At 71.5% G+C, this 26,599-nt stretch carries 23 protein-coding genes and 1 pseudogene; 20 read left to right on the forward strand and 4 right to left on the reverse strand.

The window, feature by feature from the left end; genetic code table 11:
- Positions 1–294: 294 nt before the first annotated feature.
- Positions 295–1,713: a cytochrome P450 gene (locus tag ACWGL3_RS10890; RefSeq protein WP_452461191.1), complete on the reverse strand. Its 1,419-nt coding sequence runs from the start codon at positions 1,711–1,713 to the stop codon at positions 295–297.
- Positions 1,714–2,267: 554 nt separating this feature from the next.
- Here ACWGL3_RS10890 and ACWGL3_RS10895 point away from each other — a divergent pair.
- The 9 genes from ACWGL3_RS10895 (at position 2,268) to ACWGL3_RS10935 (ending at position 12,738) form a co-directional block, all read left to right on the forward strand.
- Positions 2,268–3,533 (forward strand): SWIM zinc finger family protein, encoded by a 1,266-nt coding sequence (locus ACWGL3_RS10895; RefSeq protein WP_452461206.1) that lies wholly within the window; start codon positions 2,268–2,270, stop codon positions 3,531–3,533.
- Positions 3,530–5,062 carry a DUF5691 domain-containing protein gene (locus ACWGL3_RS10900; protein ID WP_267947121.1) on the forward strand — a complete coding sequence of 511 codons (1,533 nt, stop codon included), beginning with the start codon at positions 3,530–3,532 and terminating at the stop codon, positions 5,060–5,062. Before ACWGL3_RS10895 ends, ACWGL3_RS10900 begins: the two co-directional genes overlap by 4 nt.
- Positions 5,063–6,172, forward strand: a complete 1,110-nt coding sequence (locus ACWGL3_RS10905; protein WP_267947120.1) for an ATP-binding protein — start codon at positions 5,063–5,065, stop codon at positions 6,170–6,172.
- Positions 6,172–8,559, forward strand: coding sequence for a DUF5682 family protein (locus tag ACWGL3_RS10910; RefSeq protein WP_452461192.1), 2,388 nt, complete (start codon positions 6,172–6,174; stop codon positions 8,557–8,559). The genes ACWGL3_RS10905 and ACWGL3_RS10910 overlap by 1 nt, the downstream gene beginning before the upstream one ends.
- The gene (locus ACWGL3_RS10915) at positions 8,556–9,719 is read left to right on the forward strand and encodes a VWA domain-containing protein (RefSeq protein WP_267947118.1); all 1,164 of its coding nucleotides are present in this window, start codon (positions 8,556–8,558) and stop codon (positions 9,717–9,719) included. The genes ACWGL3_RS10910 and ACWGL3_RS10915 overlap by 4 nt, the downstream gene beginning before the upstream one ends.
- A gap of 138 nt (positions 9,720–9,857) precedes the next feature.
- Positions 9,858–10,088 (forward strand): hypothetical protein, encoded by a 231-nt coding sequence (locus tag ACWGL3_RS10920; protein WP_452461193.1) that lies wholly within the window; start codon positions 9,858–9,860, stop codon positions 10,086–10,088.
- Complete coding sequence (locus ACWGL3_RS10925) at positions 10,072–10,617, forward strand: DUF6879 family protein (RefSeq protein ID WP_452461194.1); 546 nt, start codon at positions 10,072–10,074, stop codon at positions 10,615–10,617. Before ACWGL3_RS10920 ends, ACWGL3_RS10925 begins: the two co-directional genes overlap by 17 nt.
- The gene (locus ACWGL3_RS10930) at positions 10,617–11,456 is read left to right on the forward strand and encodes a helix-turn-helix domain-containing protein (protein WP_452461195.1); all 840 of its coding nucleotides are present in this window, start codon (positions 10,617–10,619) and stop codon (positions 11,454–11,456) included. Before ACWGL3_RS10925 ends, ACWGL3_RS10930 begins: the two co-directional genes overlap by 1 nt.
- Before the next feature lie 139 nt (positions 11,457–11,595).
- Complete coding sequence (locus tag ACWGL3_RS10935) at positions 11,596–12,738, forward strand: methyltransferase domain-containing protein (RefSeq protein ID WP_452461207.1); 1,143 nt, start codon at positions 11,596–11,598, stop codon at positions 12,736–12,738.
- A gap of 224 nt (positions 12,739–12,962) precedes the next feature.
- Here ACWGL3_RS10935 and ACWGL3_RS10940 read toward each other — a convergent pair whose 3' ends face one another.
- Together ACWGL3_RS10940 and ACWGL3_RS10945 are read right to left on the reverse strand one after the other, a co-directional pair.
- Positions 12,963–13,148 carry a DUF397 domain-containing protein gene (locus ACWGL3_RS10940; RefSeq protein WP_267947114.1) on the reverse strand — a complete coding sequence of 62 codons (186 nt, stop codon included), beginning with the start codon at positions 13,146–13,148 and terminating at the stop codon, positions 12,963–12,965.
- The gene (locus ACWGL3_RS10945; protein ID WP_267947113.1) at positions 13,148–13,996 is read right to left on the reverse strand and encodes a helix-turn-helix domain-containing protein; all 849 of its coding nucleotides are present in this window, start codon (positions 13,994–13,996) and stop codon (positions 13,148–13,150) included. The genes ACWGL3_RS10940 and ACWGL3_RS10945 overlap by 1 nt, the downstream gene beginning before the upstream one ends.
- A gap of 270 nt (positions 13,997–14,266) precedes the next feature.
- Here ACWGL3_RS10945 and ACWGL3_RS10950 point away from each other — a divergent pair, with 270 nt between their 5' ends.
- From ACWGL3_RS10950 to ACWGL3_RS10980, 7 genes and pseudogenes are all read left to right on the forward strand, one after another.
- Positions 14,267–15,160 (forward strand): helix-turn-helix domain-containing protein, encoded by an 894-nt coding sequence (locus tag ACWGL3_RS10950; RefSeq protein ID WP_452461196.1) that lies wholly within the window; start codon positions 14,267–14,269, stop codon positions 15,158–15,160.
- Positions 15,161–15,265: 105 nt separating this feature from the next.
- Positions 15,266–15,670, forward strand: a pseudogene (locus ACWGL3_RS10955) (ATP-binding protein); the annotation flags it as partial.
- Positions 15,671–15,783: 113 nt separating this feature from the next.
- Complete coding sequence (locus ACWGL3_RS10960) at positions 15,784–16,209, forward strand: hypothetical protein (protein WP_452461209.1); 426 nt, start codon at positions 15,784–15,786, stop codon at positions 16,207–16,209.
- A 152-nt stretch (positions 16,210–16,361) separates the two neighbouring features.
- Positions 16,362–16,814, forward strand: a complete 453-nt coding sequence (locus ACWGL3_RS10965) for a helix-turn-helix domain-containing protein (RefSeq protein ID WP_452461197.1) — start codon at positions 16,362–16,364, stop codon at positions 16,812–16,814.
- 14 nt (positions 16,815–16,828) lie between these two features.
- On the forward strand, positions 16,829–17,395 hold the full coding sequence (locus tag ACWGL3_RS10970; RefSeq protein ID WP_452461198.1) for a PIN domain-containing protein: 567 nt from the start codon (positions 16,829–16,831) through the stop codon (positions 17,393–17,395).
- Between the two features lie 245 nt (positions 17,396–17,640).
- Positions 17,641–19,029 carry an MFS transporter gene (locus tag ACWGL3_RS10975; protein WP_452461199.1) on the forward strand — a complete coding sequence of 463 codons (1,389 nt, stop codon included), beginning with the start codon at positions 17,641–17,643 and terminating at the stop codon, positions 19,027–19,029.
- A 38-nt stretch (positions 19,030–19,067) separates the two neighbouring features.
- Positions 19,068–19,769, forward strand: coding sequence for a Crp/Fnr family transcriptional regulator (locus tag ACWGL3_RS10980; protein ID WP_452461200.1), 702 nt, complete (start codon positions 19,068–19,070; stop codon positions 19,767–19,769).
- 6 nt (positions 19,770–19,775) lie between these two features.
- On the opposite strand, the gene ACWGL3_RS10985 is transcribed toward ACWGL3_RS10980, so the two are convergent.
- Positions 19,776–20,273, reverse strand: a complete 498-nt coding sequence (locus ACWGL3_RS10985) for a hypothetical protein (protein ID WP_267947105.1) — start codon at positions 20,271–20,273, stop codon at positions 19,776–19,778.
- Positions 20,274–20,439: 166 nt separating this feature from the next.
- On the opposite strand from ACWGL3_RS10985, the gene ACWGL3_RS10990 reads away from it, so the two are divergent.
- The 4 genes from ACWGL3_RS10990 to ACWGL3_RS11005 all read left to right on the forward strand — a co-directional run bounded on the left by ACWGL3_RS10990 (position 20,440) and on the right by ACWGL3_RS11005 (position 26,441).
- Positions 20,440–21,237, forward strand: a complete 798-nt coding sequence (locus tag ACWGL3_RS10990) for a hypothetical protein (protein ID WP_267947104.1) — start codon at positions 20,440–20,442, stop codon at positions 21,235–21,237.
- A gap of 332 nt (positions 21,238–21,569) precedes the next feature.
- Positions 21,570–23,816 carry a hypothetical protein gene (locus ACWGL3_RS10995; protein WP_452461201.1) on the forward strand — a complete coding sequence of 749 codons (2,247 nt, stop codon included), beginning with the start codon at positions 21,570–21,572 and terminating at the stop codon, positions 23,814–23,816.
- Positions 23,813–25,072 carry a hypothetical protein gene (locus ACWGL3_RS11000; RefSeq protein WP_267947102.1) on the forward strand — a complete coding sequence of 420 codons (1,260 nt, stop codon included), beginning with the start codon at positions 23,813–23,815 and terminating at the stop codon, positions 25,070–25,072. Before ACWGL3_RS10995 ends, ACWGL3_RS11000 begins: the two co-directional genes overlap by 4 nt.
- Positions 25,062–26,441: a DUF4407 domain-containing protein gene (locus ACWGL3_RS11005; protein WP_267947101.1), complete on the forward strand. Its 1,380-nt coding sequence runs from the start codon at positions 25,062–25,064 to the stop codon at positions 26,439–26,441. Before ACWGL3_RS11000 ends, ACWGL3_RS11005 begins: the two co-directional genes overlap by 11 nt.
- The last annotated feature ends 158 nt before the right edge of the window (positions 26,442–26,599 follow it).

Raw genomic sequence — 26,599 nt, forward strand, 5'->3', positions numbered from 1 at the left:
GTCCGTGAGCGGTGTCAGCAGGGGGCTCGCGAAGGTCCAGGTGAAACTCCGCTGGGATCCCAGTCCCTGGGGGGAGCCGCCCCGTCACCTCGACATCATGGCGGCGACCTATTCCACCGAGGAGCCGCACGGGCGACCGGTGTACGTCGTCCACACCGAGAGCCGGTCACCGGACGGCACCATCAACATGAGCCGCCACAGTGAGACCGGCGTCGGCCCGCTCCGGGGGCGGGGCCGGCGCCCCGCGCCCGGAAGGTGCCCGGCCGCGCACGACGGGCCCGGAGGGCGCCGCGCCTACCCGCGCAGGCCCCGCCACCAGAGGAGGAGCCGGTCGAGCAGGTCGCCCTCCTGCCCGTCCTCCTCCCCGGCGGACGACCGCCGGCCGTCCCGGTGCCGGGACGCCGACTCGTCCCCGGCGGCCGGATCCGGGGCGGAGGGCTCGCCCGGGACGAAGACGACGGGCAGCTCGCGCAGTCCGCGCAGGAACGGCGAGGGCGTCCAGCGCAACTCCTCCGGGTCGACCGCCAGGCGCATGCCCGTCAGCCTCTCGTGCAGGATGGTGACGGCCGTCGCCGCGATCATCTTGGCCATCTCGCGCGCCGGACAGGCGTGCGCACCCGCTCCGAACATCAGGTGTGCGCGGCTGCCGCTCGCCACCCCCGTGCCGTCGTCCTCGCCCCGCCGTACCGCGGGGTCGCGGTGGGCGGCGTCGAACCCGATCAGCAGGGCGTCGCCCGCCCGGACCTCGGCGTTGCCGATGCGCATGTCCTGGAGGGCGAAGCGGGCGGGGAGGATCTGGAAGGGCGTGTCCGTCCACATGACGTGGTCCAGCAGTTCCTGGACCGGCAGCCGGGCGTCGGTGTACGCCCCGCGGATGCGGTCCTCCGTGAGCAGTGTGCGCAGCGTGTTGCCGATGAGGTGCGTCGTGGGCTGGTGGCTGGCGTTGTTGATGAGGGCCGCCTGGTGGGCGACCTCGTGCCCGCTCAGGCCCGAGGGGTGCTCCAGGATCCACGACACCAGGTCCGGTCCGGGGTGCTCGCGCTTGCGGTCGACCAGCCCGGAGAAGTACTGGTGGACGCGGCCGATGGCGTCCTCGCCCCGCTTGGCGTCCTCGTCGAAGATGAGGGCCGTGAGGTCGCCGAGCATGTGCCCGTAGCTGTCGGAGAGCCCGTACAGCCGGTTGATCACCAGCACGGGCAGCGGGTTGGCGTACTGGGCGACGAGATCGGCTCTGCCCTCGGCCACGAAGGCGTCGATCAGTTCCTCGCAGAGCTGCCGGACCATGCGCGAGGTGGCGGCCATGTCCACCCTGGCCAGGGCTTCCACGACGGCTCCGCGGAGCCGCGTGTGCTCGGCCCCGTCGGCGTAGAGGACGTTGGGGCGCCAGGACAGGGCGGGCCGGGCCGAGGCGAGGTCGACGCGGCCCTCGGCCACCTCGCGCCACCGGCGGGTGTCCCGGGAGAACATGTGCGGGTTCTGGAGGACGGTGAGGTTCTCGTGGTAGCCGAGGAGCAGCCAGGCCCGTACCCCGGTCTCCAGTTCGACGGGTGCGACGGGGCCGTGCCGTTCGCGCAGCGCGGCCCAGAGCGCGTCGCGCCCGGTGTCGGGCGTGGTCCCGTACAGGCGGGTGATATCGGCCGGGCACCCCCGGGGGGGCATGGAGCCGGGGGCTCCGGGCGGGGCGGTTTCGTCGCCGGATCGGGTGGTCGTCATCGGGGTCGCGGTACCCGGGGGTCACGGGAGCCGCTTCCCTCCCTTCGAGGAGACGTTGTGTTTCTTTGGTGTCGGGGGAGGGGGAGCGGGGACGGTCTCGGCCGCAGGCGGGAAGGGCGGGCCGTGGCCGGGTTCCGGGACCGCATTCCCCGGAGGCGTGGCGACCGGGGGCTGAGATCCTGGTCGTGGCATTCTAGGAGGGTAATAGATCTGTTTTCAACACCCTCAGAAAAATGCGCGGATCAGGACTTTCGGCACCAGGATAAAACGGCCAGAGAGAACAAATGTATTTTATATGCCGTTAATGCGTTTTCGGTGGCACACGGGGGGTTCGTGGCCGTGGGCGGGCCGGTCCGCTGCCCCATCCTTCCACGGGGCCCGGACAGTTCCGGATGTCCGGCCGGCGCCCCCGGGAAAGGTCGTGCGAGGGGCTGTCGGAACACCCCGATTTGTCACTGTCGTTCCGTAGTGTTCTCCATGTGAGCGATCGATGGAGTACCGACGACGTATGGGCGCTGGCTCCGGACCCCTCCTCCCAGAAGGCCGCGATCAAGGTGGCCAAGGGCGGGTCCTGGCCGGAGCGCGGGGTGGTCGCCGCCCCCTCCGGCGGCGCCTCCGCCGTGTGGGGCGAGTGCAAGGGCAGCGGTTCCAAGCCCTACCTCGCCGCCGTCCACCTGGACGGTGACGGCGGCCCCGCCTTCAAGTGCAGCTGTCCCAGCCGCAAGATCCCCTGCAAGCACGTCCTGGCCCTGCTCGCGCTGTGGGCCCAGGACGACGTGGCGGTCCGGACCGAGAAACCCGAATGGGTGGGCTCCTGGCTCAACGGCCGCGCGGCCCGCCGGGCCCGGGCCGAGAACGGGGCCCCCGCGGCGCCCGCCGACCCCGCCAAGGCGGCGCAGACCCTCCAGAAGCGGGAGGAGGCCGTCGGCGCCGGACTGGAGGAACTCCGGACCTGGCTCTACGACCAGGTCGACGCGGGCCTGGCCGAGGTGCCCAAGCAGGGCTACGACCACTGGGACCGCATGGCCAGGCGCCTCACGGACGCCAAGGCGCGCGGAGCCTCCACCCTCGTCTCCCAGCTGCCCTCCGCCGCCAGGGGGGACCACTGGCCCGAGCGCGTGCTCGAACAGCTCGGCCTGCTCCACCTGCTGGTCGTCGGCCACCGGGCAGGGGACGCCCTCGGGGAGCGCACCCGCGGGGCGGTCCGCGCCAGGGTCGGGATCACCACCCGCGCCGAGGACGTCCTCGCGGGCGGCGAGCGGGTCCGCGACACGTGGCGGGTCCTGGGATGGCGCGACGTCGCCACCCCCGAGAACGACATGCGCGCACGCCGGGTGTGGCTGCGGGGAGCCGGGACCGGGCGCACCGCCCTGTCCCTGACCTTCGGCCGCGCCGGGGAGGCGCCCGCCACCGCCTTCCGGGTCGGCACCGAGGTCGCCGCCGAGTTCGCGTTCTACCCCGACGGCCACCGCGTCGTCCCCCTGGGCGACGGTGACACCGGCCCGGCGCCGGAGCCCGGGGGCGGCACCGTCGCCGAGGCCCTCGACGCCTTCGCCGCGGTCCTGGCCGAGGACCCCTGGCAGGACGCCTGGCCGGTCGTGCTCGACCGGGCCGCCCCCGCACTCCCGGCCGGGGGCGGCGACCGGTGGCACCTCGCCGACCCGACCGGCGCCGCCCTCCCCCTGGCCTCCCCCGACCCCTGGCGCCTCCTCGCGGTCACCGGCGGCCATCCGGCCACCGTCGCCGCCGAGTGGTCGCCCTCCCACGGGCTCACACCCCTCACCGTGTGGGACCGGAACGGAAAGGCGGTCTCCCTGTGACCGGCACGACCGAACCCCTCGACCCCCTGGCCCCCCTCACCGCCGTCGACTCCTGGGACCGCCTGGTCTCCGCCGCCCTCGTGGGCACCTCCCGCCGGGCCGTGCCCGACACCCCCGACCTGCCCTCCACCCCCGCCGCCGAGGGAGCCGAGACCCTCCTGGACAGGGCCGCCCTGGCCGCCGTCCGCCGCGCCGCCGGGTACACACCCGCCGAGGCGACGCCCGTCGCGCCCGACGCCCCCGACGAACGCCCCGAGGTGGGGCAGGCCGCCACGCGCCGGCTGGAGGGCATCCTCGCCGGACGCCTCCCCCTCCTGCCCGAGTGGCTCGAACTCGCTGCCGCCCGCGGGAGGCGGGCCGCCCACTCCAGCGTCCCCGCCCTCCTCGACCAGGGGGCGCGCGACAGCCGGCTGCGCCCCGCGCTCGCGGCGGCCGTCGGCGGACGCGGCCACTGGCTGGCCCGGTTCAACCCCGGTTGGGAGTACATGCTGGGCGAATCCGTCCCGGGCGACCGGTTCGACCGGCACGAGTGGGAGCAGGGGAGCCCCGCCCGGAGGCGACGCGCCCTCGCCGCGCTGAGGACCACCGACCCCGACGCGGCCCGCGAGCTCCTCCGGGGCGTCTGGCCCGACCTGGCCAGGGCCGAGCTCCGCCGCCGGCTCCTGGAGGCGCTCGCGACCGGGCTGGGCCCCGCCGACGAGGAGTTCCTCGAACACGCCCTGGACGACCGGGGCGCCAACGTGCGGGGCCTGGCCCTGTCACTCCTCACCCGGCTGCCCGACAGCGCCCACGCGCACCGCCTGCGCGGCCACGTCCGCGAGTACGCGTCGGCGGGCGACAACGGCGGGCTGCGGGTGGAGACCGTCCACACCCGGCGCGACGACATCCACCGCGACCTCGCGCTCGCGGCGCCCCAGCAGCAGCCCGAGGGCAAGAACGAGCGGTCCGAACGCCTCTGGGCGCTCGTCACCCACGCCCCGCTGGACGTGTGGCCCGACCTCCTCGGCACCGGCCCCTCCGGGGTCCTGGACGCCGCCACCGACTCCGGCGACGCCGAACTGCGCGACGCCTTCGTCAACGCGGTCGTCGTCCAGGAGGACACCGCGTGGGCGAGGGCCGTCCTGGAGGCGATCGGCCCCCGCGTCTCCCACCGCTCCCACGCCCACACCCGCGGGGCGTTCCAGCTGGAGAAGCTCCTGGACCTGCTGCCGGTCGAGGAGCGCTGCGCGCACGTGCAGGGCGTCCTCAACCCCGGGGTGGGGTTGGAGCGCTGGGGCGAGATGCTGCGCGCCACCCGCGGTCCCTGGACCGCGGCCCTGTCCGAGCAGGTCGTCCGGCGCCTGCACCGGCCCGGACGCGGACGCGACTCCTTCGGCTACCGGGAGGTCTGCGAGGCCGCGGCCGAGCACATGCCCCCCGAGCACCTCGCCGGCCTGAGCACCGAACCCCCGTTCGACGACACCGCGGACGCCTACCTCCGGCTTCGGGACACCCTCCGATTCCGACTCGACATGCACAAGGAGCTCTAGTTGACCACCTCCGCCATCAGCACCGACGCGGCCCAGGCCATCCGCCCGCACGCCGAGCAGACCTACGCCGCCGAACTGGAGGCGCTGGCCAAGGCCGACGACCGCCGGCGCCCCCCGGGCTGGCGCCTGTCCCCGTGGGCGGTCACCCAGTACCTGCTGGGCGCCACCCTCGACGACGGCACCGAGATCACCCCCAAGTACATCGGCGCCCGCCGGGTCGTGGAGGTCGCCGTCGCCACCCTGGCCACCGACCGCGCGCTGCTCCTCCTCGGCGTCCCCGGAACCGCCAAGACGTGGCTGTCCGAGCACCTGGCCGCCGCCGTCTCCGGCGACTCCACCCTCCTGGTCCAGGGCACCGCCGGGACCTCCGAGGAGGCCGTCCGCTACGGCTGGAACTACGCGCGGCTCCTCGCGGAGGGGCCCTCCGAGGCCGCCCTTGTGCCCAGTCCCGTGATGACCGCGATGGCGCGCGGCTCCATCGGGCGCATCGAGGAGCTCACCCGCATGCCCTCCGACGTCCAGGACGGCCTCATCACCGTGCTGTCCGAGAAGGCCCTGCCGGTCGCCGAACTCGGCATCGAGGTGCAGGCCCGGCGCGGGTTCAACATCATCGCCACCGCCAACGACCGCGACCGCGGCGTCAACGACCTGTCGAGCGCGCTGCGCCGCCGGTTCAACACGGTGGTGCTGCCCGTTCCGGACAGTGCGGAGGACGAGATCCGCATCGTGACCCAGCGCGTGGAGCAGCTGGGACGCTCGCTGGAGCTGCCCGAGGTCCCCACCAGCCTCACCGAGATCCAGCGGGTCGTCACGGTCTTCCGCGAACTGCGCTCCGGGGTCACCGAGGACAACGGCACCAAGGTCAAGTCGCCCAGCGGCACCCTGAGCACGGCCGAGGCCATCTCGGTGATCACCAACGGCATCGCCCTGGCCGCGCACTTCGGCGACGGGAAGCTGCGCGCCGCCGACGTCGCCGCGGGCATCCAGGGCGCCGTCGTCCAGGACCGCGTGTCCGACGGCGTGGTGTGGCGCGAGTACCTGGAGACCGTCGCGCGCGGCCGCGACGGCTGGGGCGAGTTCTACCGCGCGTGCCGTGAGGTGGGCGCCTGATGGGCCGACCCCGACTGGACACGAGCGGGCTGCACGTCCTCGGCGTGCGGCACCACGGCCCGGGTTCGGCCCGGGCCGTCCGGGCGGCCCTGGAGGAGATCAAGCCGGACGCCGTGCTGATCGAGGGGCCGCCGGAGGCGGACGCGCTCACCGCACTCGTCGGCGAGCTGGAGCCGCCGGTGGCGCTGCTGGCCTACGTGGCCGACGCCCCCGCGGCGGGCAGGAAGGCCCCGGCCGGGGGCGGCGGGGAGGAGAAGGCCGCGGTCGAGGACCGGCGGTCGAGGGACGGATGGGCGTTCTGGCCGTTCGCGAGCTTCTCCCCCGAGTGGGAGGCCCTGCGCTACGCGGTGGCCAACGACGTCCCGGTGCGCTTCTGCGACCTGCCCGCCGCGCACACCCTCGCCGAGCGAACGGCCGGGGCGGAGGACCACGGCGCCGGGGCGGACACGGAGGCCGGCGCCGGGGAGCCGGGTGAGGGCGCCGACGGCTCCGGGATCGAGGAGGCCGTCGGCGAGCCCGAGCGGGTCCGCCTGGACCCGCTCGGCGTCCTCGCCGAGGCCGCGGGCTACGACGACGCCGAACGCTGGTGGGACGACGTCGTCGAGCAGCGCGGCGACGGGGAGCCCTCCCCGTTCCCCGCGATCGCCGACGCCATGGCCGCGGTCCGCGCGGAGTCGGGCCCCGAGGAACCGCGCAACGCCCGCCGTGAGGCGTACATGCGCCAGACCCTGCGCGCCACCCTCAAACAGGGCCACGAGCGCGTCGCCGTGATCTGCGGCGCCTGGCACGCCCCCGCCCTGCGCGACCTGGCCGACCACCCGGTCAAGGACGACGCCGCCCTGCTCAAGGGCCTGCCCAAGGTCAAGGTCACCGCGACCTGGGTGCCGTGGAGCCACGGCCGCCTGGCCTCGGACAGCGGCTACGGCGCGGGCGTGTCCGCGCCCGGCTGGTACCACCACCTGTTCACCGTCGCGGACCGCCCGGTGCACCGCTGGCTCACCGACGCCGCCCGCATGCTGCGCGACGAGGGTCAGGGCGTGTCGTCCTCGCACGTCATCGAGGGCGTACGGCTCGCGGAGAGCCTCGCCGTGCTGCGGGGCCGACCCCTCGCCGGGCTCGACGAGGTGTCCGAGGCGCTCACCGCCGTCCTGTGCGAGGGCGAGCCCACCCGGGCCGCCCTCGTCCACCGGCGGATGGCGATCGGCGAGCGGATGGGAGCGGTGCCCCCGTCCACGCCCATGGTCCCGCTCCAGCGGGACCTGGTCGCCGCCCAGAAGCGGCTGCGGCTCAAACCGGAGCCCTTCGACCGCGACCTCGACCTCGACCTGCGCAAGGACAACGAGCGCCGGCGCGGCGTGCTGCTGCACCGGCTGCGGATGCTCGGTGTGGGGTGGGGCGTTCCGCGCACGCCCGACGGCGGGCACAAGGGGACCTTCCGGGAGTCGTGGCGGTTGCGCTGGGAACCGGAGATGGACGTGGCGCTGATCGAGGCCAGCCGGTGGGGGACCACCGTGGCCTCGGCCGCCGCCGCCAGGGCGGTCGACCTCGCCGGGGAGGCGACGCTGCCGGAGCTGACCTCGCTCACCGAGCAGTGCCTGTTCGCGGAGCTGGGCGAGGCCCTGCCCCGGGTCCTGGCCCTGCTCACCGACCGGGCGGCCACCGACAGCGACGTCACCCACCTGATGGGCGCGCTGCCCCCGCTCGCCCGGTCGGCCCGCTACGGCGACGTGCGCGGGACGGAGAGCGGACACCTGCGCACCGTCGCCGAGCAGATCCTGCGCCGCGTCTGCGTCGGGCTGGCCCCCGCCGTGCACGGCCTGGACGACGACGCGGCGGAGCGGTTCGTCGGGCGGATCGACGAGACGCACACGGCGGCGACCCTGCTCGGCGGGGAGGGCGCCGCCGCCTGGACGGCGGCCCTCGTCGCCCTCGCGCGGCGGGACACCCTGCCCGGACGGATCGCCGGCCGCGTCAACCGGATGCTGTCGGACGCCGGGCTGGTGGACGACGACGAGCTGCGCCGCCGCCTCGGGCTGGCGATGTCCCCGGGCGCGGAGCCCGCGACGGCCGCCGCGTGGCTGGAGGGGTTCCTCCGGGGCAGCGGACTGATCCTGGTGCACGACGACCACCTGCTGGGGCTGATCGACACCTGGCTGCTCGGCCTGCCCGAGGAGCGCTTCACCGTCGTGCTGCCGCTGCTGAGGCGCACCTTCGGGTCCTTCCAGGGGCCGGAGCGGCGGGAGATCGGGGCGGCTGCCGCCCGGATCGGCAGGGCGGCCCCGGCCGCCGGCCCCGCGGCGGTCCGCGCGGACGTGGACGTCGAACGCGCCGCCCCCGCACTGGCCGCGGCCCTGGCCATCCTCACCACCGGAAGGAGCCACACGTGAGCGTCACGGATGAGCGGGAGCGCCGCTGGCGGCTGGTCCTCGGCCGCGAGGCGCAGTGCGCGGGCGGCCTGAGCGCCGCCGACCAGGGCATGGACGGCGCGCTGGAGGCGCTGTACAACCGGGGCGACGCGGACCGGGGGGCCGGGGACGGCCGGCGCAGCGCCGGCCTCGGCGGCTCGGCGCCCCGGGTCGCACGGTGGCTCGGCGACATCCGGGAGTACTTCCCGACCTCCGTCGTGCAGGTGATGCAGAAGGACGCCATGGACCGGCTGGGCCTGCACCAGCTGCTCCTGGAGCCGGAGATGATGGAGGCCGTCGAACCCGACGTGCACCTGGTGGGCACCCTGCTGTCCCTCAACCGGGTCATGCCCGACGAGGCGCGCGAGTCCGCCCGCGCCGTGGTGCGCCGGGTGGTGGACGACCTGGAGCGCAGGGTGGCGCAGAAGACCCGCTCCGTGGTCCAGGGGGCGATCGACCGGTCGGCGCGCACCCACCGGCCGCGCCGGGTGGCGGACATCGACTGGAACGCCACGATCCGCCGCAACCTCGCCAACTACCTGCCCGAGCACAACACGATCGTGCCGGAGACCCTGGTGGGGTACGGACGCCGCAGCCGGGGCGTGCAGAAGGACGTCGTCCTGGCGATCGACCAGAGCGGGTCGATGGCCTCCTCGGTGGTGTACGCGAGCGTGTTCGGCGCCGTCCTGGCGTCCATGAGCACCCTGCGCACGTCGCTGGTCGTGTTCGACACCGCCGTGGTCGACCTGACCGAACAGCTCACCGACCCGGTGGAGGTGCTCTTCGGCACGCAGCTCGGCGGCGGCACGCACATCAACAAGGCGATCGCGTACTGCCAGGGGCTCATCACCAAGCCCGCGGACTCGATCTTCGTGCTGATCAGCGACCTGTACGAGGGCGGTGTCCGAGCGGAGATGCTGAAGAGGGTGGCCGCCATGCAGGCCGCCGGGGTCCAGGTGGTGGTCCTCCTGGCCCTGTCGGACGAGGGCGCGCCGTTCTACGATCGCGAGAACGCGTCGGCACTCGCGGAGATGGGGGTTCCCGCGTTCGCCTGCACGCCGGACGTGTTCCCGGAGCTGATGGCGGCCGCGATCCAGGGACAACCCCTCACGTCCTGGGTAGAGAAGCACCAGGACGCCTGATCCGGGCGGGCGGGGCCGTGGCGGTCCCCGCCCGCCTGTCACCCGTCCGGGGTGGGGAGCGGTGACCCGATCGTCACAGGCAGTCGCGTTGGTGTGGGTTATTCCTTTACATTGCCTGCTTGCGGGAATACTCTCTCCGTGTCGGCTCCCTTCGAGCGAGGAGACCCCTCGAAACTCACGAAGATCACCGACGGATGCGAGAACAGGAGCTGTCCGGCTGTCTATGAAACCGATCGCGGAACCCTCGTCGTCCAGGGCTACGTACTCTCCGACCCCCAAGCCCTGAAGCAGATCGGCCTTCCTGAGGGCGAGTCCGCGGTCGAGGTGCCCACCGAGTTGTTGAGGGGGGTCCGTGCCGTCTCTGGCTAACGCGGGCTTCGACGAACTGTTCGACGGGACGACCAAGAGCGTCTTCGGGTTGGAGACCCTGCCGGTCTACAACCCGGTGTCCGAAGCCTCGACGCTGGAGTCCTACCTCGCAGGGGAACCCTGTCCGAGGGCGGGTGTCACCACTCCCTACATGCAGGAGGTCAAGGATCAGACGAGCCGTGGCATCCGGCGTTACCGGGTCCATGTCGTCCACGGCCCCCTGGCGGACTACCTCCGCTACGAGATGGAGTGGGGGTACACCTTCACCTCCCGGGCCGGCGAGGAGATCCTCATCCTCGACACCGCCGAACACGGTCGGCCCGAAGGGCTGCTCGACGAAGACTTCTGGTTCTTCGACGAGACCCATGTGGTCCGCATGGACTACCGGGACGACGGCGAATTCCTCGGCAAGGAACTCCTGGTGGAGCCCGATCTGGAGCACTACCGCGCCCAACGCGATCTGGCTGTCGGCCAGGCCGTACCCTTCAGGGAGTATTGGAGCGCGCATCCGCAGTACCACAGGGACTGATGGCCACACCTGAATCCTTTGAACGCATCCGTGCGGAGTTGGCGGAGGACCTCCGCCGACTCCGCACGGATGTCGGCATGTCCGGTGTGACGGCGGCGACGCGCCTCGGCTGGAGCCAGTCCAAGATCTCCAAGATCGAGATGGGCAGAGCCACCCCCTCCTCGGACGACGTGCGGCAGCTGGTCGGGCTGTATCGACCGGGCCGGGACGAGCGTCTCGCCCTCGAAACGCGGGTCGCGGAGCTGAACGACCGTTACCGCTCGCTGCGCATGCTGCGAAAGCGCGGACTGGAGCACGAGCAGCGGGGCATCAAACGCGTGGAGTCCTCGACGACCCTCCTCCGGGTCTTCGAGCCGAGCACCGTTCCGGGGCTGCTCCAGACGGCCGAGTACGCGCGGGCCGTATTCAGCCGCCCCCTCTCCTGTGCCGGAGTCGACGTCGCCCGGGCCGTGGCTGCCAGGCTCGACCGGCAGTCGGCGCTGTTCCAGCCCGAGAGGAGCTTCCACTTCGTCATCACGGAGGCTGCGCTTCGTTGGCGCATGGGTGGGACGGCGACCATGACCGCCCAGATGGACCGCCTCGCCAACCTCTCCACCCTGTCGAACGTGCGCCTCGGCCTGCTTCCGTGGAGGGTCGAGGTTCCCGAGTTCCCGAACAACGGCTTCGACATCCGTGACGAGCGCGAGGTCGCGGTGGAGAACTTCACGACGCACCGGGTGCTCACGGACGCCAGGGACATCGATTTCCATCTGCGCATGTTCGCGTACTTCGCGGACGCCGCGATCTACGGCGACGAGGCGCGCGCCTTCCTCGCGGAACTGACGCGCGAGCACGCCTGACCCCTCCCCTTCACGGGACCTCCTTCGGGTCTCCTTGCTTTGCGGTCACAGAACTATTCCCTATTGTGACTAGTTTCTTGGAATAGTCTCCTGTTTGGTTCCTCCGACTGCGATGCGTGGAGGAGCCACCGTCGTGAGCATGACGACTCTGACCGAGAAGGGAGTCCGCATGACCGACGAACCCGGTCCTGGGGACCTGGCGGTGCTCGTACCCGCGGCCTGGAAAGAGGTGTTCCGGAGCGTGCCCCGGGAGTTCTTCATTCCGGACGCCGTCCAGGCGGGTCCCATGGGCGACGAACCGTCGTACTGGGTCGACCGCACCGAGGACCCCGACCGGTGGCGGGCCGCCGTCTACGCGGACACGACCCTGCTCACCCAGATCGCGGACGGGACCGTGGAACTGTCCGAGGACACGGTGCGCACCGGTGCGCCGAGCAGTTCGAGCACCGCGCCCAGCCTGGTCGGAGAGTTCCTCGCTCTGCTCGATCCGTACCCGGGCCGCCGAGTCCCGGAGGTCGGCACCGGGACCGGATGGACCGCCGCGCTCCTCTCCGAACGTCTGGGTGCGGACAGCGTCACTTCGGTCGAAGTGGACGAGCAGGTCTCCAAGGTCGCGGCCGACCACCTCGAAGCCGCCGGGTACCGGCCGAGCCTGGTGGTGGGAGACGGGCTCGCCGGGTTCCCCGAGGGGGCTCCCTACGACCGCGTGCACGTGACGTGCGCCGTGCGCGAGGTGCCGTTCGCCTGGGTGGAGCAGATCCGTCCAGGGGGAGTGATCGTCGCGCCGTGGTCACCCGTGCAGGTCCGGGGCCACAAGCTCAGGCTCAGGGCCACGGGAGGCCGGGCGATCGGCCGGCTCCACGGCGGAACGGCGTTCATGGTGGCGCGCTCCCAGCGTCCCGGATATCCCTCCCCTCAGGGGGAGTCGCGTGAGTCGGAGGCGCGGCTGGACCCGATGGTGGTGACGAGTGCGGGCCCGGGGCTGGAAATGGTGGTGGCCGCGCTGCTGCCCGGGGTCGTGGTCAACGGGATCGGTGAGGGGGACGACCGGGTGGGGCTGCACGACCCGGTGACAGGCGCGTACGCCCTGGCGATTCGCCTGGGGGACGGGGGCGCGGGGGAGGTCACCGAGTACGGGCCCCGTGACCTGTGGTCGGAGATGGAGGCCGCCTACCTGGCGTGGGTGGGTCTGGGGGAGCCGGAACTGGAGCGGTTCGGGCTCACCGTGGACGCCGAAGGCCGGCAGGTCTGGTTGGACCAGCCGCGCAACCTGGCGCGGTGAGGAAGGAGACGCACGTGGGTGACCACGGCAAAGAGGTGAACTGCTCCACCTGCCACGGGAGGAAGACCATCACGCAGTCCCGGGACGGGAAGGTCGACCGGATCCCGTGCCCGCTCTGCAACGGGACCGGCAAGCAGCCGTGGGGCGCCGGACCGATGGGGCCTCGGCCCTGTCTCCAGAGGACCGAAGGGACGTGCCCGGTGGCGCGGCCCTTCGGTACCGGGTCAGCCCTTCGCGCTGCCGAGGAACGCGTGCCATTCGGCGGAGTCGAAGGTCAGGGTGCCCTGGTCGCGGTTCTGGGTGTCGCGCATGCCGGTGAGCGACCCCTCGGAGACCTCAACACAGTTGTGGGCTCCCGAGCTGTAGCTGCTCTTGTGCCACGGAGCCGACGCCCGGTTCTGCTGAGACATCAGCGGTTCCTCTCATTCAAGGCTCTGATGCTGTCCTCTATGAGAAGTATGCTCTCACGCTTGCCCAGCGCCGCTACTTGGAGCTTGTTGAAGACCAGTTCGTACACTCCGGTGTGCTGCGGACGGTCCCAGAAATCGGAGCTGGTGAGGTCCTCCAAGTAGACGTATGTCGCTTCTACCTCCCTCAGGTTCAAGAGTGTGAAGCCGGTGCCCATAGCGGCGTGTTCTCCAGAGCTGTACGGAAGGATCTGCAGGTCGATGTGCGGTCTCTGTGCGAGACCGTGGAGGTGTTCAAGTTGTTCCCGGAGAACGGAGACGCCACCGATGGTTCGATGCAGAACACCTTCGCCGAGGATGATCGCCACCTTCGGTGGTGAGGCGTCGGTCAGGATCGACGCCCTCTCCAACCTGCCCTGGACGACTTGGTCGATATCGGCGGGTGCGATGGTCACCGAGGTTGAGCAGACCGCAGTGGCGTAGGCGCGTGTCTGGAACGGTGCTGGCACCAGCTCTTCGTAGAAGAACTTCAGTTCACCGGCATCGGCCTCCATGCTCACGTATCCACGGGCGAAGTCCAGGACCTTGCCGTAGGACCCGCGCTTGCGGGCAGACGCAGCCAGGTCGCGGAAGGTCGCAGCCTCGTCAGCACTGAGCTTGAAGAGCTTCACGAGTTTGCTCGTCTCGGTGGAAGTCACCGTGCTGAAACCTGACTCGATCTTGCTCACCTTGGACGCGCCGCACGACAGGGCTCGGGCGAGGTCATCCCGCGTCAGGTTGGCGCCTTCCCGAAGTCGTCGGATCTCCCTGCCCAGTTGAAGGCGGAGAACGCGTGGTCCGGGAGTCGTCAAGGTCGATCACCTATCCCTTTTGCTGTCTAAGGTCCGCTTTGGATTGCCTTGCCACCAGGTTCTTTGTGCTTAAGTGGAAATTCTACTTGACTTTCTCCTGGCAAGCAGGGCTCCTGTTCACAGTGAGTATTCCACCTGTTGCGCTTCGGTGTGAGTGTTCGGGAGATTCTCGGTAGCTCCGAACGTCCCTTGCGCATCCGGGTGGGCCTGTACGTCTCTTCCAGGAGGGCTGTCATGGCTGGTGAACGGCGGATACATGCTCGTGCGGACATGGGCGGGGTGGGCTCCGACCCATGGGTGCGTTTCGGTGCCCGGGTCCGGGTGGCCCGCGAGAAGGCGGGGGTGTCCCCGGAGGAGGTGACCGAGCACAGCCTCTTCTCCGTGCGCACTCTGGGCCTGATCGAGGAGGGCTCCCACGTCCCCGATCTCGGTGCGGCGATCGTCCTGGACGAGAAACTCGAAGCGGAGGGCGTCCTGCTCGACGCCTGGGCGCAGACCCGCATCACGACCTCCCTCCAGGCCGGTGCGGACATCTTCGCCCTGACCGAGCAGGTCAACCAGATGCGCTACTACGCACCGCTCGTCCTCCCCGACCCCTTCCTCACCGAGGAGTACGCGCGAGCCCTGAACCGGGTGGAACGCCCCATGGAGACCCGCCTGGTGATCAGGGACCGGCCGCGTGTCCGCCGGGTGTCCTCCACCTCGTACGGTCCCCCGTTCCACTGCCTGGTGGTGGACGAGGCGGCACTCGCCCGGGTCGTCTCCGACGCCAGGACCACGCACGACCAGCTCCGCCACCTGTGCAAGCTCGCCGCCTCCGAGACGGTGATCGTCCAGGTGGTTCCCGACGGCCTCCCCCACCACCCCGGCCTGCGCGGCGCGTCCTGGACCCTGTCCTTCTCGCCCCGCCACACGCTCGCCTACACCCCGCACCCGCGCGGGCCGGGCCACACCGTCACCGACGCCAAGCAGATCAAGGGCGACACGGACCTCTTCGCCACCCTGCAGAGCGTGGCCCTGTCCGCGCAGGCGTCACTGCGCCTCATCGAGGAGGCCGCGAAGCGCTTCGAGGAACCGCCCAAGCGGCAGGCCATCACCGCCGGTTCCGGCACGGGTGGCACGCACTCGCTGATCACCGAACCGGCCGCGAGCCGGAACCGCTGATCCACGCGCACGTGCCCCGGCCGGGCACGCGAAAGCCCTGGCGGGTGATGTCACACCCCCAGGGCACGGCCGACGACCCACACCCCTGAACAAGGAGATCGTGGCATGTTCATTCTGCCGCCCCGCCCTGCCCCCGAAGCCCCCGCCGTGGACAAGCCGGAGCGCCGGTGGGAACCCCGCCTGTACCCCGGGACCCTCGCCACCACCGCCCGTGTCCGCGCGGACCTGCGCCGGGACCTCTCCCGGCTCCCGGACCTGGACCCGGACCAGGCCGATGCGATCGTCCTGTGCGCCAGCGAGATGTTCGCCAACGCGTGCGACCACTCCAGGTTCGGAGAGGAGGACGGCCGGGTCATCCGCACCCTGACCAGCCCCGACGACCACACCGTTCGGCTGTCGGTCATCGACGACGGCTACCGCGACACCGGCACCCGACCGAGCATCCCCCGTCAGCGCACCGCCCAGGAGTGGCGGGACGCCGAGCGCGGACGCGGCCTGCTGATCGTCCACCACCTCGCCACCCGCTGGGGTACCGGTCGAGTGGTCGACTTCCCGTTCTGCGAGGATCTCGGAACCGTCCTGTGGGCCGAGTTCTCCCTGCCTTCCCAGGGTGGAGACGTCCGATGGCCGTCTCCACCGGCTCCTGCGTGGGGCGGGCCCTTCACACGTCCCGAGGGCACCAGCACCGCCGTGCCCACACGGGCGGCCCCGTCGAGCCCCCGCTCGCGTCCCTGGGGCGGACCCCGCGAGAGCGGGCCGTCCTCGCCCAGATGGGGGACGACCCCCGTGTCCGCTACAGCCTGGTCCACGGCGCGGTGCCCCCGTGGATGGATCTGGCGATCGCCGCCCAGGAGGCCGGAGGGCCGTCTCTTCCCGCTGGAGAACCGGCCCCGCCGCGAGTCCCGGCTTCCCGTACCGGGACGAGTTCGCTGCCGCGCCGCCCGGCGAGCCACCGCAAACCCCGCCGCCGCATCGGCTGGGCTGTGGCCAGCCACGGCCTGGCTGTCCTGGCCGGTGCGATCGGCTGTGGCCTCCTCGGGTTCTTGTAGGCCCGCATCGACGCCGTCACGGCCGTGTCAGACCGACGAGCGACACGGCCGTGTCAGGTCGCATCGATTGTGCCGTGGGTCGACGAGCTGTCGAGAACGCCCTGTGGTTACACTTATTTCAGATATCATGAGTTCGGTGACAGGAGGCCGAGATGGTGAGATCGAGTGTGCTGGGTCGTGCGCCCCGGGTCGAGCCCGGCGTCGAAGACCGCCTGATGGCCGAGCGAGTCGTCAACGGTGCCGCTGACGGCGGTTCGCGGCTGGTGCTGAGGCTGTCCGACGACTCCGAGGTAACCCTGCCGGAATCGTTGGTGAAGATCCTGTTGGCATCGGCCAACGAGTTCTCGGAAGGACACGCCGTCACGGTGTTGGCGTCCGAGGCGAGTCTGACCCCCACGGAGGTGGGAGAGCTGCTGGGCCTGTCGCGACCCTTCGTCTCACGTCTTCTCGATGCGGGGGACATTCCGTCCGAACGCCTGCCCGGCAGCCGGCACCGGGTCGTTCGACTCGCCGATGTCCTGGAGTTCCAGGAACGGAGGGACAAACGGCGCACCGGTAGACGGCGGATCGCCGAAGAGATCGAGTCCGCCGAGTTGCCCTACTGAGTGCCAGGTCCCACATGTCCCGGATTTTCGTCGACACCAACGTGCTCTTCCCCTTCTCGGTCATGGATCTTCTCCTGGCACTGACCGAGGACATGGTCCACGAGGTGATCTGGACCGAGAGGCTCCTGGCGGAGTGGAAGAGGGTGATTGTCCGTGAACACCATCGCTCGGAGGGCTCAGCCGAGGCGATCACTTCGGCGATCAGGGAGTACTTCTCCGAGAGCTGCGTTCCCGAGGACGACTACGCCTCCCTGACGGACACGATGCCCGGTGGCGACCCCGACGACCGCCACCACATGGCCGCCGCGCTCGCGGGACAGGCCCATATGCTTCTCACCTGGGACAGAGGCGATTTTCCCACGGCGCCACTGGCGGAACTGGGTCTGCGGATCGTCGACCCCGACACCTACCTCTGCGAGTTGCTGGACGAGTTGCCGAGAGAGGTGGTCACGACCGTCGTTCGACTGGCAAGGGAGAAGCGCCGCCCTCCCAAGACACCGGAAGACCTTTCGGACGACCTGGCCAAGGCGGGGGTCCGCGAGTTCGCCGAACGCCTCAGAACACGGCTCCGCTTCTACTGAGTCGGTTCTCCACCGCCCACGTGACCGGAGTAAGGACAGGGCGGCCCCGCCCGGCGTGGTGGAGAGGCGCGAAAACCGGTGGCGGTCCGCGGCAGGGCTCGGCTAGTGTCCGGCCCGTGCCCGAATCGGTTGACGTGGCCGCCTAGCGGCGGCCGACCCCAGAGTCCTCCGCCGCATCAGCGACCACGCCGGTGCGGCCCTCCGTGCTGCCCCGGCTCCGTTCCTGAACGCCCGGAGCCTCCGACTTGTCCACACCACCCGCACGCGGCGGGGTAGTCCTCCTCGCCGTCCTCCTCTCCACCCTCACGTTCCCCCTGGCCATCACCGGCGCCTCGGTGGCGCTGCCCGCCGTCGGCGCCGAGCTCGGCGGCGGCCCGACCGCGCTCCAGTGGGTCGTCAACTCCTACAACGCGTGCTTCGCCGCGTTCCTCGTGTGCGCCGGGTCCGTGGCCGACTCGGTCGGCCGTCGGCGCGTCTACGCCGCAGGGGTCCTCCTCTTCTGCGCGGCCGGCCTGCTGTGCCTGTTCGCGCGGGACGTCGCCGTGCTGAACCTGTTCCGCGCCGTCGGCGGCGTCGGCGCCGCGGCGGCGGTCGCCGGGGGCGGTGCGATGCTCGCCGCGACCTTCGAGGGGCCCGCGCGTGCGCGGGCCTTCGGCCTCCTCGGCACTGTGCTGGGCGCGGGCACCGCCTTCGGCCCCGCCGTCGCCGGGCTGCTGGTGGACACCCTGGGCTGGCGGGCCGCGTTCGCCGCCCCGGCCGTGGTCGCCGGTCTCGCCCTGGCGCTGGTCCCGCTGATGCCCGCCGCGCGCGGCACCGGGAGGCCGGTCGACCGGCCGGGCGCGGTCCTGTTCACCTCGGCGCTGGCGGTCCTGATCGCCGCCCTGGTCGAGGGCCCCGCACGGGGCCTGCCGGTGGTGCTGGCGGGGCTCGCGGTGTCCGCACTGCTGCTGGCCGCCTTCGTCCTGGTCGAACGGTGCAGCCCCGAACCGCTGGTCGACGTGGCGCTGCTCGACAACCGGAGGTTCGTCGCGTACGCCCTGGCGGCGGCCGTATTCATGGCGGTGCTCGTCCCCCTGCTCGTCTACCTGCCCTCGTACCTGATCGCGGTGGTGGGCCTGGGAGCGGCGCAGGCCGGACTGTGGCTGCTGATGCTCACGGGGCCGACGCTGTTCCTGCCCGCGCTGGGGGCGGAGCTGGCCGCCCGGCTGCCCCACACCGCGGTCGTGGCGGGCGCCCTGGTCCTGTGCGGAGCGGGCTCCGCGGGCCTGCTGGTGCTCGGTCCGGACGCCACGCCGTGGACCCTCCTGCTCCCGTTCCTGCTGATCGGGGTGGGTGTGGGTCTCACCAACGGCACCGTCGACGGCATGGCGATGGGGGTGGTGGGCGTCGAGCGGACCGGGGTCGCCGCCGGGGTGTTCAACGCGACCCGCATCACCGTGGAGACGGTCGCCCTCGCCTGCGCGGGAGCCGTCCTCGCGGCGCTCACCGGGGGCCGGCTGGAGGGGGAGGGGTTCACGGAGGCGTTCCACGTCGTGGCCCTCGCCCTGGCCGGGGTCGCCGCCCTGGCGGCGGCAGGGGTCCTCGTCCTGGGCGGGCGCGGGGAGAAGGAACCGGAGAAATCACCCCTCTCCTGAGAGGCGGGCGGGCATCATGGGTCCTGGGAGGAGCCACGATGACGACGAACCACTGGCCTGCCGGGACATTCATGGCGAGGGTGGGGGCCGACACGGCGACCAGGCTGCTGGCTCTGGCCCCGCCCCGCCGCCTGTCCGCCGACGACGTGCTGATCGGTCAGGGCGAGAACAGGGAGATGATCCTGCTCCTGAGCCCTCCCGAGGCCGGCGAGCCCGCCTTCGCCAAGGTCACCTCGGTACTGCGCAACGGTACCGAGGTGATGCTCGGCATTCGGGTGCACGGCGACGTCGTGGGCGAGATGGGCATGTTTCGCGCCAGCGGGGCCAGCGCCACCGTCATGGCGTGCACGCCGATGACCGTCCGTTCCTACACGTACAAGGTCTTCCGGGATTTCTTGGACGGGCACCGCGACGCCTGGGAGGCGGTCGGTGCGGTCATGGGCGACCGTCTGGAATCCGCTGACCGGCACCGCGCCGAGTTCGTCGGCTACGAGGTGGACGCCCGCCTCGCCCGCGTTCTCGTGGACCTGGGCGGGCGGCACGGCATCCGCTCCCCCGAGGGCGTCGAGTTGGGGGTGCGGCTGTCGCAGACCGACCTGGGCAAGCTCATCGGGGCCCGCACGGACGCCGTCGGCAACGCCATGAGGCGGTTCCGCGACGAGGGGTTGCTGCAGACGCGTTACCGCCACGTCGTGATTATCGATATGGACAGACTGCACGCGGTGTACGAAAAGGGATGAAGTGCATCAGGGGGTGAGTCTTCCCGCCAGACCATTCGCCACGACCAGGACGAGCATGAACGCCAGCCACGGGATGCACCTCCGGATGTGCTGGTTCTTGGCCCTGGAAATGGTGGAGAAGACCTCTGCCATGCGCCACACCTCGTCCGCGGTCAACGGGCGCGCGGAGTTCGGGCGGGGAAAACCGATGACCATCCTCCCGCCACCGCGGAAAAGCGTTCTCGGACGCAGTGCCAAAACCAGGTGATAGCCCGATGCCAGGAAGGCGAACGCGCAGGCCAGGAGAGATAAAGCCGAGGTGATCGGATGTCCTTCGGACACGCCCTCGCCGTTCACGAGCGCCATGGCGAACCCCGCCTGGGCGGCGCACAGAAAACCGATCTTCGTGTCGGCCTGGGAGACGTTGTTCTGGAAAAACGCCACTGCGGCCAGGGCTGAGTCGATAACGTCCTCCCTGCGAGATTCCATTGCCATCCCTTCTTCGGTGCGAGAAACGACCTCCATTGCACTCCCCCCTGGTGGTTCGGATGGCCGATTGGTCCGTGTTCCGCTGTGTGCCGGTTCTCACGCCGGTGGAGCGGGTGGATTGCCGACTGGTCAGGGATTCGCCTGCGCGCTGCGGACCACACTGGCAGCGTTCCGCGATTTCACATGAGGAAGTAGTGAGGAAATGACACAGACACCCGATTTCGGTCGGCGTCTCATCGTCACGGTCGACGCCAAGGGCTACGGGAGTTCGGACGAGCTCACCCAGCACCAGATCCAGGAGGCCATCCCCGTCCTGCTCACCGCGGCGGCCGAGCGCGTGGGCCTCGATCGGGGGACGTGGCACGTCTCGACCACGGGCGACGGAGAGATGGCGGTCCTGCCGACCACGGTGGAGGAGCCCCGCCTGCTCGACCTCTACGTTCCCGAGGTCGCTTACGTCCTGCGCCGCCACAACCACAACCGGACCGAGGCGGGGCGCCTGCGACTGCGCATGGTCATCCACCACGGGTCCGCCGTGTCCTCGCCGACCGCCGGCTACTCCGGCAATGGGATCGTCACCGCTGCCCGGGTCGTGGACAGCGACGCCCTGCGCGACGTCCTCTCGGGCTCGGGCGCCGACCTCGTCGTCGCTGTGACCGCCCCCGTCCACCAGGACGTCGTCGCCCAGGGCCACACACGCCTGCGCCCCGAGGACTTCGTCCTCACGACCGTCCGCAACAAGGAGTACGAGGAGCCGGTCTGGGTGCACGTGCCCGGTCACCACCCGCGCAGGCCCGGGGCCTTCGGGGGCGGCGCCACCGCCCTCTCCCCGACCACCTCCGGAGCGGGCCCGGCTCCCTCCCCGGCCCCGGAGGCGGAGCGGTCCGCCCGGCCCGGGGAGCCGGGGGCCGGACCGGAGCGACGAGACTCCCCAGCGGTCACCAACGTCATGCACGGCAACGTCGACGCCTCCAACGCCGTCTTCGGCGTCCGCCACTAGGGGGGCACGTGGACGAACACCCCGACGAGGCCCCCCGACGACGGCCGGACGGTGCGGCGGAGCGGCCGCGCGAAGAGCGTCGGGCCGCCCGCTCCGCCGGGGCCGGGCGGTCACCGCGCGGGAAGGGCCCCGAGCGCGAGAAAGAGGCGGCCGACCGGAGGCGGCAGGGGGAGGCGGACCGGGAGCCCGGTGCCTCCGAGACCCCGGGCAAGGCGCCTCCCGGTGACGGTCCCCCCGTCGACGCCCCGTCAGGCCCCGGAGAGCGTGAGGGAAGCGGGCCCGACGACGGGCCCCGCGACCGAACCGATCCGTGGACAGAGATCCCCAGCCGGGTGACCAACGTGTTCTACGGCATGGTCAACGCCCAGAACGGTACCTTCGGTGCGGCGGGGGAGCCCGGGGAACCGGACTCCCCACGCCCATCGGTCACCGGCCCCATGCGGGACCACGAGATCAGCGAGGCCGTCCGGGCCTTCGCCACCCCTGAGGGCTACACGGCCGCAGCCGAGCTCCTGGCGGACAGGGCCGTCCTCGTCCTCACAGGGGAGGCGGGAACCGGTAAGAGGACCGGAGCGATCTCCCTCCTCTCGAGGCTCTCCGACGGCGGGATCACTGTGCTCCCGCCGAGCCAGACCCTGGAGTCCCTGGCGGACCGCGACTTCGTGTCCGGCCGCGGCTACATCGTCCTGGACTGGTTCGGCGTGGACCGGTGGGACTCACCGGCGGAGCACGAGTACCAGTGGTCGGTGCTGTTCGGGTGTGTCGCCAACGCCGGGGCACACCTCGTCCTCACCTGCGACCGGGGTGTTCCCACCGGGAGGACGGCGCCCTCCGTCCCCTGGACCCGCCCCCGCGTGGTCGACGTCCTCCACGAACACCTGCGGGCACGGGCCCCGGGGGAGGAAGGCACGGACCCCGGTGGTGACCCCGGCGTGCCGGAGGCGGCCGAGAAGGCCGCCGCCGCCCTCCCGGACGACCGGTCACTCGCCGACGTCGTGGCTGTCGCGGAGGGGATCGCAGCCGGAGAGGACCCACAGGCAGCGGTCGAGGGCGTCCTGCGGTCCTCCTCCCGTACCCGGGTCCAGGAGTGGTTCGACGCCGACCCGGAAAGGCGTGACGTCGCCGACGCCACCGCGCTCGCGCTCCTCCACGGTGTGCACGAACGCGACTACGAGATCCTTGCCAAACGACTGCACCACCGTCTGAACAGGGCCTTTCCGTCAACGGCTCCCCTGGAGGGGTCTTCCGGGCGTACGGCGGAAGGTGACACCGAGAAGGAACCGGACCGCCTGCCCATGCTTCGGCGGCGGCGAGGCGCGGGAGGGCACAGCCTGATCCGGGTCAGGCTCCGCGACGACGGCTGGTTGGTCCGGCGCTTCCCCGGGTTCGCCGAGAACGGCGACCGGGCCGAGGTCCTGCGTCAGCTGTGGGAGCGCTACGACGCGGACTTCTGGAACGCCGTCGAGTCCTGGACCAGGACGGTCGTCGGTCACGAGACCCGGAGGGTGTTCCTCGCCCGCGGCCTGGCGGCCCTGGCCGGAATCGCCTTCGAGGAGGTCCACGATCTCTACCTGGACCGGTGGTCGAGAAGGGGTGACGGCGACGGCCGCGACACGTGCGTCTTCGTCCTGTGGTCCATGTGCATGGACGAGGGGCTCGCCCCCGTGGTCCTGCGGACCGCGGACCGCTGGCTCTCCCACGGCACGCCGGCGCAGGCCGAGACGGCACTCCACGTGTGGAGCGGCGAGCTGGGCGTGGCCTATCCGACCGAGGCCTTCAACCGGCTGTGGTCCCGGATGCTCGAAGAGGATGCGGCGGAGCGACGGCTGGGCGCGGCCCAGTCCATCGGCACGCTCTTCGGCAGCCTGGTGGACAGGGGCGGCAACGGACGGGCCGTGCTGCGCAGGCTCGACGACGGACTGCTCGACATCCGCCGCTTCGGTTCCGACCGGATCAACCGGACACTGCTGATCATCGCCGTCTTCTCCGCCCTCACGGTCCCCACAAGCGAACCCGTCACCGGGGGGCCGCCCCCGGCCCACGAGGACGACGGGCCCGACGACACGGGTACCGGAGAGGCCCTGGACGGCGACGGCCGGTCCCCGGCCGAACCCGGCGACGGCCCGGACGGCACCGCGGGACCTCTCGCGGCGGAGGACGGACAGGGGAGGGAAGCCCTCGGCGCCGACCCGGCGATAGCCCGCCACCTCATGCTCGCCCCGGACCAGATCCCCACAGTGGCCTGCCTGTGGGTGGAGACGGTCCGTCATCGCCCTGTGCGGCGCCTGTCGATCGAGGCCCTGTGGCGCACCCTGAGGGCGCTCCAGCGCAACGGTGCAGACGCGCAGGGCACGGCGCGCGACCTGCTCCTCGCCCTTGTACCGATGCTGCGGCCGGACGAACGCACCGGGTTCCGGACCAGCTTCGTCAGCGCGGTCCGCCGCTGCGCGGGCAGTGACCCCTCCACCGACGCCGTCCTGGAGATCCTCGCCGGGGTCTTCGGGGACGGCACCGACACCCCGACCGGCGCGGGCGCAGGCCCGGGCCCAGACCCCCTCACGAAAGTGACGACGACATGAAACCCGCCACCTATCCGGTCGTGGAGGAACGCGCCCTGGGCGCTCCGGCCCGACAGGGATTCCTCAACCTGCGCGGCCGTCGCCGCGAGGCCTCCGAACTGCCGCAACCCGCCGCCCATCAGGTGCGCGTCTACCGCAGCGGCGGCGCGTTCCACGTGGACAGGGGCGGTCTCGCCCTCGACGACAACCGCGTCGTCGAGGCGGACCACGTGAGCCTGGTCGACGTCGGACACGACGTCGCGGTCGTGGTGGTCCTCTCGATCCCCTCCGCGGAGGACGACGAGTTCGAGGTTCGGACGACCTTCGCCTGTACGGTCATCGACCCGGTGACCGTGGTCAGCGAGGGCCGGGGAGACGCCGACCGCTTCCTGACCGGCTACATGAGGCGCTACGACAAGCTGCCGCAGATCGCCCAGAACCTCAGGCTGGCCGACATCAACGACGTCCGCGAGCTGGTGTGGAGCCACGTCAAGGCGTTCATCGACCTGTCGCCGCCCGAGGTCCGGGGGATGCGGATCGAGTACGTCGGTACGGAGGTGCTCACCCCGAACAGCCTCCGTGAGACGCGGGGGACATGGCGCACCACCCGTCACGAACAGGAGGTCGAGGTGGCCCGCACCGAGCACGACCACCTGATGAAGGAGAAGGTCACGAACCACACCCGCACGATCATGGCCGGGCTCAGCGAGGCTGTCCAGAACGACACCATCAACGCGGTCATGCTGGCGCTGGCCGAGGGCCGCATCGACCCGACCGAGGTCGCGCACCGCATCACCGCCGAGCGCGAGCGGGCCCTCACCCGGGAATGGGAGCGCGAGGAGGCCGAACGGCAGGAGCGGCAGCGCCAGGGGGAGTGGGAGCGCGATCTCGCCCTGCGCAGGGAGACCTGGGCACGTGAGGACGAGCACCGCCGTATGCAGGTCCGCTCCCAGTTGGCCCAGACGGCGATCCGGGAGAACTATGTGGACGGCGCCATGACCGCCGCCGAGGTCGTCGACTTCGTCGACCCCGAGATGTTCCCGATGCGCACCGAGTCGATCGGCAGCGGTGAGCGGAACAAGACGGTGGCGGAGCCCGCCGTGGACACCGGCGAGATCGTCGCGCAGACCGGTGAGGACCCGCGCTCCGGGGGAGGGAGGACGGAGGGAGACCACGTCCTGCCTCGCGAGGCCGCCGTCGGTGACGGCCCCGAGAACGGAGTGAGGGGGCGGCGCTCCTATTCGGAGGGCCTGAGCGAGGACGACCATGACGCATAGCACCGTCGCCCCACCGGAGGCGGGCTCCCGCCCGGAGACCGCGGAGGAGCCCCGGCTCCCTCCCGAGAGCCGTCCGTACAGATTCCGCGCCTGGACAAGCCGTGTGCTGCGCCGCCTGACCGGCGTCGACGAGGACCTCCTGGACGAGGTCCCCGAGGAACGCCCCCGCTACACCCTCCAGGGGCTGGTGGTCGTCTGCACCTCCCTCCTGGCCGGGATCGCCGTCTTCGTCGCGCTCGGCCGGTTCACCGACACCCCGTGGCCGCTCCTGGTCCCCGCCGCCGCGTTCTGGGCCGGGCTCATCCTGGTCTTCGACTGTTGGATGCTCTCGACCATGCACGGTGTGAAGAAGGGCCACCGGTTCCGCGACTACACGGGGCGGATCATCCTGGCCGTGCTGGTCAGCGTGGTCGTCGCCGAGCCCCTGCTCCTCTACGTCTTCCGGCCGTCCGTCGAACAGGAGATCCGGGTCGACCGGCAGCAGGAGGAGGCGGCCTTCCGGTCGTCGCTGGAGCGCTGCAACCCGGTGTCGGGGGAACAGAGCACCGATCCGTCCTGCACGGAGGAGTTCCTGTTGACGGTCGGCGGCAGCACTCTCGCCGCCGACCGGTCCGCGCTGGCAGCGACGGTCGCCGAACGCGACCGCGTGCAGGAACACGTCGACTCCCTCCGGGGCCAGCTGGAGGAGAAGCAGGAGCTGGCCCGTCTGGAGTGCAACGGCAGTTCCGGAGACGGGCTGACCGGCCGAGCGGGTGAGGGCGTCAACTGTCGGCGGCTGCGCGGCGAGGCCGACGCGTTCGAGGAGGACAGCCGGCTCTCCTCCTACCAGGCCAACCTGCTGGAACTCGACTCCGAGGTGGAGGGCCTCACTTCCGCTTCGGGGGTGTCGACAGCGGATTTCGCCTCCGCGCGCGGCGAGCTGATCGACGAGAAGGTCGCGGACCGGACCGCCGCGGAGGGGGAGCACGGGATCATCGACGAGATGGAGGCCTTGGGCGAGCTCGCCAGGGGGAACTTCTACGTCATGGCGGCGGTGCTGCTGTTGAGGCTCCTGCTGGTTGCCGTGGACCTGTTCCCGGTCCTGACCAAGGTGCTCGGAGGGGCGAGCAAGTACGACGAGCTGTACACCGCCCGGGCCGACTTCCACCGGGAGCGCCACGGGGAGAAGCTGCGGATCCGGCGCAAGCAGCTCCAGGTGGACACAGATCGGGATGTGGGGCGCCTGGACGCCCAGCAGCAGGCCGACCGCAACGAGAACGACCGGCGGATGCGCAGCGACAAGGTCAGGCAGCGGGCCGTCCTGGAGGACGAGATCGCCCGCCAGGCCTCCCAGTACCGGGGGCAGCGCGGGCCCGACGGCGAGGGCTGAGGGGGAGCGGGGAGAGGGGCGGAGCCCGTACCGGGCGCCGCCCCTTCGCCTTCCTGCCCTTCGTCACCCTCCGGGACCCCTGCCCCTCACCGGTCCGTCGGCCGCTGCTCTGCCGGGGCTCGTATCCGGTCGGGCGAGAGTGTGCCTGGTGGTGGCGG

It is taken from the genome of Nocardiopsis sp. NPDC055824 (genome assembly GCF_053616335.1).

Bases quoted from the DNA above. Each gene is read 5' to 3' on its own strand.
- ACWGL3_RS10940 (WP_267947114.1), bottom strand. From the start codon at position 13,148: ATGTCTCAGCAGAACCGGGCGTCGGCTCCGTGGCACAAGAGCAGCTAC.
- ACWGL3_RS10965 (WP_452461197.1), top strand. From the start codon at position 16,362: ATGGTGAGATCGAGTGTGCTGGGTCGTGCGCCCCGGGTCGAGCCCGGC.
- ACWGL3_RS10890 (WP_452461191.1), bottom strand. From the start codon at position 1,713: ATGACGACCACCCGATCCGGCGACGAAACCGCCCCGCCCGGAGCCCCC.
- ACWGL3_RS10970 (WP_452461198.1), top strand. From the start codon at position 16,829: ATGTCCCGGATTTTCGTCGACACCAACGTGCTCTTCCCCTTCTCGGTC.
- ACWGL3_RS10950 (WP_452461196.1), top strand. From the start codon at position 14,267: ATGGGCGGGGTGGGCTCCGACCCATGGGTGCGTTTCGGTGCCCGGGTC.
- ACWGL3_RS10990 (WP_267947104.1), top strand. From the start codon at position 20,440: ATGACACAGACACCCGATTTCGGTCGGCGTCTCATCGTCACGGTCGAC.
- ACWGL3_RS11000 (WP_267947102.1), top strand. From the start codon at position 23,813: ATGAAACCCGCCACCTATCCGGTCGTGGAGGAACGCGCCCTGGGCGCT.
- ACWGL3_RS11005 (WP_267947101.1), top strand. From the start codon at position 25,062: ATGACGCATAGCACCGTCGCCCCACCGGAGGCGGGCTCCCGCCCGGAG.
- ACWGL3_RS10935 (WP_452461207.1), top strand. From the start codon at position 11,596: ATGACGACTCTGACCGAGAAGGGAGTCCGCATGACCGACGAACCCGGT.
- ACWGL3_RS10960 (WP_452461209.1), top strand. From the start codon at position 15,784: ATGGCCGTCTCCACCGGCTCCTGCGTGGGGCGGGCCCTTCACACGTCC.
- ACWGL3_RS10930 (WP_452461195.1), top strand. From the start codon at position 10,617: ATGGCCACACCTGAATCCTTTGAACGCATCCGTGCGGAGTTGGCGGAG.
- ACWGL3_RS10985 (WP_267947105.1), bottom strand. From the start codon at position 20,273: ATGGAGGTCGTTTCTCGCACCGAAGAAGGGATGGCAATGGAATCTCGC.
- ACWGL3_RS10910 (WP_452461192.1), top strand. From the start codon at position 6,172: ATGGGCCGACCCCGACTGGACACGAGCGGGCTGCACGTCCTCGGCGTG.
- ACWGL3_RS10980 (WP_452461200.1), top strand. From the start codon at position 19,068: ATGACGACGAACCACTGGCCTGCCGGGACATTCATGGCGAGGGTGGGG.